Genomic DNA, 285 nt, shown 5'->3' with positions numbered 1-285 from the left:
GTTATGAATTAGATATAGATGGTGAAACTTTAAATGTTAAAGATATCTCATCAAAAAGAATTAAATTTGATAGTATAGCTTACTATAAAACAAATACAGATACAAATCTATATGCAAGAGCAAGATTCATATATGAACTTGATGGTAAAAGTGGTATCTATGCACCTAATATGAATAAAGATATAGAAAGTACAACTAAAGGCTTTAGTGGTGGAGGTGAACTTGGTGTTATTTATAGTATAAAACCTCTATCAAATATAAGCTTTGGTGTTGGAGCAATGGGTG

The 285-nt window shown here is 29.1% G+C and carries 1 pseudogene; it reads left to right on the top strand.

The window, feature by feature from the left end:
• Positions 1–285: pseudogene (locus tag O6B72_RS09660) on the top strand (autotransporter outer membrane beta-barrel domain-containing protein); the annotation flags it as partial.

It is taken from the genome of Campylobacter ureolyticus, from assembly GCF_027277485.1.
GTDB classification, from domain to species: Bacteria; Campylobacterota; Campylobacteria; order Campylobacterales; family Campylobacteraceae; genus Campylobacter_B; species Campylobacter_B ureolyticus_B.
Note: the sequence above shows the minus strand (reverse complement) of the source record. Positions and strands in the feature narration are given on the sequence as shown.